Raw genomic sequence first — 4755 nt, forward strand, 5'->3', positions numbered from 1 at the left:
AAAAATCGACGATAAATCCTGGCCTGACAAATCTGCTCGTCGGCAAACCCTGAAGAAAGCTTTTCCTCCACGAAAAGCTTTCATTTATTTTAAGAGAAAAATTAATTGTAAAAATTTGCTGTTTAAATAACGCAAGCTGTGTAAAATAGTAACTAGCGAAAGTATCACAGTCCTGAAAGGAGCCCATCATGAAATTCCAAACTACCCGCTTCGGTGAAATAGAAGTCGCAGACTCAAGCGTCATCACGTTTTCGCGAGGAATCCCCGGCTTCGATGAATACCAGAAATACGTCCTGATTCCCGCTGACACCAAAAAAGATACGCCGTTTTTCTTCCTGCAGTCGCTGGAAGCGGAAGACATCAGCTTCTTCCTCGTCGATCCGTTTTCATTTTTCCAGGATTACGACGTCAAAATTTCCGAAGGGACAGTCGAACACCTGGAACTCGAAGACCCGGCCGACGCGCTCGTCCTGACAACCGTCACCGTGCCCGGTGAGATGCAGCACGCGACGACCAACCTGAAAGCGCCGCTCGTCATCAACAACAAAAAGCAGCTCGGCATGCAGACGGTGCTGGACAATAAAACCTACGAGATCAAACAGCCTTTATTCCAGGCTGAAGCAAGGAAGGTGTAGGCGATGCTCGTACTCGGACGCAAAAAAGGCGAATCGATCATCATCGATGACCAGATCGAAATCACCATCAACTCCGTTGAAGGCGAAACCGTCAAGCTCGGCATCGAAGCGCCACGCCACATCACCATCCACCGGAAAGAAGTGTACCTGGAAATTCAGGAAGAAAATAAAAAAGCGATGTCGAACGTCATCGACATCAGCGATTTTTTGAAGATGAAGAAATAATCCGAAGCGCTTCACGAGAATTTATTTCCATAAAAGAAGAAAAGGCTCTTGAGACGAAAGATCTCAAGAGCCTTTTTTTCATACACCCAAAGGTGCCGGATCGCCGTAAAGCCGCTGGATGTCGTCCGCCGGAAGCGGCCGGTTGAACAGGTAGCCCTGCGCCTGGTTGCAATGGCGCTCTTTCAGGAAACTCAGCTGTTCATCGGTTTCGACGCCTTCCGCGATGACGTTCAGCTCCAGATTGTGCGCCATGCGGATGATGGTGTCGACGAGCGCAGCGTCTTTGACATCGACGTGGATATTGCGCGTGAAATACTGGTCGATTTTCAAGGTGTTGATCGGGAACAGCTTCAGGTAACTTAAAGACGAATAGCCTGTGCCGAAATCATCGATCGACAGATGGATGCCCATCGCTTTCAGTTCCTTCATCGTCTCGACAGCGCTCGACGCCCCCTGGATAATGCTTTCGGTCAGCTCGAGTTCCAAGTATTCCGGTTCCAGGCCGGAATCGTTCAATGCGCTCTCGACCAATTCACAAAGGTTGATCTGTGAAAACTGGCGGGCGGAAATATTGATTGCCATCCGGAACTTCGGCAGCCCCGCATCCTGCCAGGCTTTGTTCTGCAGGCAGGCATTGCGGAGCACAAATTCACCGAGCTGGATGATGGTGCCCGATTCTTCCGCAATCGGGATGAACTCGCCCGGCGAAATCGGCCCCATATGCGGGTGGACCCAGCGGACGAGCGCTTCGACGCCGATGATGCCGCCGGATTTGATATCAATCTGCGGCTGATAATGGATGGTAAACTCGCCGCGCTCCAGCCCTTTCCGGAGACCGATTGCAATTTTGGAGCGGCGTGCCACTTCGTCGTCCATTTTATTCGTGAAAAACTGGAAGCTGTTCTTGCCTTCCTCTTTCACGCGGTAAAGCGCGATGTCGGCGTTTTTGATCAGCGTCTCCGCATCCTGCCCGTCAGACGGGTACAGGCTGATGCCCACCGAAGGCGTGACAAACAGCTCTTCACCGTTCAAACGGAATGGCTGACGGAAGCTGTCCAAAATCCGCTGCGCATATTCCGCCGCCTGATTATGATCCGTCCATGGCAATAGGAAGATGAATTCGTCGCCGCCGAGACGTGACAGCGTATCTTTTTCAGCAATCTGCCCCTGCAGCCGATCGGTCACTTCCATCAGCAATTGATCGCCGCCCGCGTGGCCGAGCATATCATTGACCAATTTGAAATGATCGATATCCAGATACAAGAGCGAGAACGATTGACCATCCTCTGCCGACCGGGCAAGCGTCGATTCGAGCCGGTCATTGAACAGGCGCCGGTTCGGCAGGCTGGTCAGTGGATCCAGGTAAACGAGGCTGCTGATTCTTTCTTCCGTCAGCTTCCGTTCCGTAATATCGCGGATGATGCTCGAGAAAAACAAGCCCTCTTCCGTTTCCCACGTGCCAAGCGACAGTTCAATCGGAAATTCGCTGCCGTCTTTACGCAGCCCTTCCAGTTCAAGGGTCTTGCCGATTACATGAGGCTTTCTTGATTTGTAGTAACGCGCTATGCCGTCTTGATGCAGCTGGCGAAAACGCTCCGGAATGATGAGCTGCAGGCTCCTGCCGAGCACTTCTTCTTTCGGATAGCCGAAAATTCGGGCGGCTCCTTGATTCCACTGAATGATATGGCCTGTATGATCTGCCACGATGATGGCGTCATTCGCTGATTCGATTACAGAGTGGAATTTCAATTCCGATTCATCCGTCTGCGTCGCCATCCGGCGGTCGGCGCGGACGCTGTTATAGGCAAGGCTCAAAATCAGCAGGGTGCCGAGGCCCACCGCATAACCCAAAACCGTGCTGTTGACCGAAGAAGCGCCGCCGTGCACATGGCTTCCCATGTGTACGAACGTCGCAGCCGCCATTCCGGTGTAATGCATACCCGCAACCGCCAAGCCCATCAGCACGGCACTGCCAATCTTGCGCCAATGAAAACCGGACAGATCGCGCAATTGGAATAAAAGATACAGCGCTGCGAGCGAAGTGGCGAACGCGATAACAGCGGATAATCCCCAAAGCAACGGGTCATACGTGATATCCGCACCCATTTGCATGGCTTCCATACCGATATAATGCATCGAAATGATGCCAGTGCCAATGAAAAATGCACCAATCAGCAGGCTCTTCCACGAATTCAGCGAACGGCTGATAATATAGAAGGCAATCCAGCACGACACGAGCGCCGGCAGAATCGACAGGAGGACAATCGCTACATTATAGGTAACGTCCATCGACAAATGAAAAGCAAGCATCGCGATAAAATGCATCGCCCAGATTCCAAGCCCGAGCACAAGTGCGCCGGCAAAGATCCATCTGTTCCGCGTCTTCCGCCCCGATACCGCGAGGCGGGTGCTGATATCCAGTGCCACAAACGCCGAAAAAACCGCGACGCCAATGGAAAGAAAAACAAGCGGCCAATTATAAGTGAATGAAATGGTCTCCATGAATGAACAACTCTTTCTCTACTGATGATGATGATTTCTGGTGAACAGATGATTTTTAATATTTTTACTGCAATAATCAGTGAATTTCTTTATCCGTTTGATGCCATTTTCCTGCTGAGAAGGTCATAGCTTAAATAAGATAGCACATGAATGGGCTTTTTACACTGTCAAAAGAGAAAATACTGTAAATAAAATTAACTTTCTTACCAAAGCTAGTTCTTAAGTATTGGAATTTTCATCTCCAGTCATTCAGGAAAAAGAAAAAAGCCTTACCAGGCATGCAAGAGCTGAGTGCATGGTAAGACCTTATGAATCAAAATCAATCTTATATAGAAGGAATCTAATAAGAGGTTTTATGAAATTTGCTTTCCGGCACGTGTTTTTTCAATTCTGTGAGGAACCGCTCTTTTTCGGAAGGCGAGATTTTGACGCTGCCCATGAAAGCGGAGCGGTAGAAAATCTCGACGGCATCCCGGGAAGACAGCATCCGCATCCCGGTAAACACATCGCGGGTGGGCGACACTCGGCTGATTTCTTCATACCGAATCCGTTTCTTCAGCGGTCCGGCTTTCACGAATAAATGATCCGGCTCGATTTGGTAACGGATATCAAACAGCATCCACAGCAGGAAGCCGGCGGAAAGAACGAATGTACCGATCAGGATGACGGACGCCATAGCTGGGACTTCTTCTATGAAATAAGGAAAGAAGCAGGCAATTGCTACGACTAGCAGGGCGATGGAGTTGAAGATTATGTAGAAGCGGTCGATTTTGGAGTGGAAGGTCATGGGGGTTCACATCCTTTAAGTTATGACACCAAAGAAAAAAGCAATTGAATAATATTTTATCCATTATATGTTTGTTTTCTGAAGCTTATGTAATAATATGTTTATCAGAAGGGAAGGGTGTGAAGAAATGGAAGGACTCATCATCATTGTAGTTGGGGCTTTAGCTGCATTTCTTGCGATTATGTATGCAATTAACGGAAATAAAGCTCCAAAAAGGTCACTCCCGCCGTTACAAAACATTATAGATGCTAACAGAGAATATTTATGGTTGACGGAAGCCCGAGAAACAATTGAGCAAGAATATAAGAGCGGTCAGATCGATGAGGATACCTATATAGATAGAGTCGTTGATTTTGCTGCTCAGTCATATTCAATACAGCAAAGTTATGGCATCAGTCCGGAAGAAGCAACCAGGTTATGGGAGATGGTAGGGCCATCAACTGGTGAAAGTATTAAGTAAATCTCTTTCCCAGGATCCAAGCAGAGTTGGATTATTTTTGCATATCTCTTGTATCTAACTTGTACGTGGTGTAAACTTAGGGTAAGCAAGAATAGGTGTCTCGCCACCAAACAAGGGCGAATTGATAAGTTGGTGTCTCGCCACCA

The 4755-nt window shown here is 48.7% G+C and carries 5 protein-coding genes; 3 read left to right on the plus strand and 2 right to left on the minus strand.

Annotated features, from left to right (window positions below; genetic code table 11):
• The first annotated feature begins 188 nt into the window (after positions 1 to 188).
• Both fliW and csrA read left to right on the plus strand, forming a co-directional pair.
• On the plus strand, positions 189 to 635 hold the full coding sequence (fliW, locus tag KW93_RS04560; RefSeq protein ID WP_033541794.1) for a flagellar assembly protein FliW: 447 nt from the start codon (positions 189 to 191) through the stop codon (positions 633 to 635).
• Positions 636 to 638: 3 nt separating this feature from the next.
• Positions 639 to 860, plus strand: a complete 222-nt coding sequence (gene csrA, locus KW93_RS04565; protein WP_033541795.1) for a carbon storage regulator CsrA — start codon at positions 639 to 641, stop codon at positions 858 to 860.
• 78 nt (positions 861 to 938) lie between these two features.
• On the opposite strand, the gene KW93_RS04570 is transcribed toward csrA, so the two are convergent.
• The gene (locus KW93_RS04570; protein WP_033541796.1) at positions 939 to 3362 is read right to left on the minus strand and encodes a bifunctional diguanylate cyclase/phosphodiesterase; all 2424 of its coding nucleotides are present in this window, start codon (positions 3360 to 3362) and stop codon (positions 939 to 941) included.
• Between the two features lie 340 nt (positions 3363 to 3702).
• Positions 3703 to 4149 carry a PH domain-containing protein gene (locus KW93_RS04575; RefSeq protein WP_033541797.1) on the minus strand — a complete coding sequence of 149 codons (447 nt, stop codon included), beginning with the start codon at positions 4147 to 4149 and terminating at the stop codon, positions 3703 to 3705.
• A 127-nt stretch (positions 4150 to 4276) separates the two neighbouring features.
• Between KW93_RS04575 and KW93_RS04580 the strand changes: the two genes are divergently transcribed.
• Positions 4277 to 4609: a hypothetical protein gene (locus KW93_RS04580; protein WP_033541798.1), complete on the plus strand. Its 333-nt coding sequence runs from the start codon at positions 4277 to 4279 to the stop codon at positions 4607 to 4609.
• Positions 4610 to 4755 lie beyond the last annotated feature (146 nt).

Origin of the sequence: Planococcus sp. CAU13, assembly GCF_000775575.1 — a bacterium.
GTDB lineage: Bacteria > Bacillota > Bacilli > Bacillales_A > Planococcaceae > Planococcus.

Bases quoted from the DNA above. Each gene is read 5' to 3' on its own strand.
- csrA (WP_033541795.1), top strand. From the start codon at position 639: ATGCTCGTACTCGGACGCAAAAAAGGCGAATCGATCATCATCGATGAC.
- KW93_RS04570 (WP_033541796.1), bottom strand. From the start codon at position 3,362: ATGGAGACCATTTCATTCACTTATAATTGGCCGCTTGTTTTTCTTTCC.
- KW93_RS04575 (WP_033541797.1), bottom strand. From the start codon at position 4,149: ATGACCTTCCACTCCAAAATCGACCGCTTCTACATAATCTTCAACTCC.
- KW93_RS04580 (WP_033541798.1), top strand. From the start codon at position 4,277: ATGGAAGGACTCATCATCATTGTAGTTGGGGCTTTAGCTGCATTTCTT.
- fliW (WP_033541794.1), top strand. From the start codon at position 189: ATGAAATTCCAAACTACCCGCTTCGGTGAAATAGAAGTCGCAGACTCA.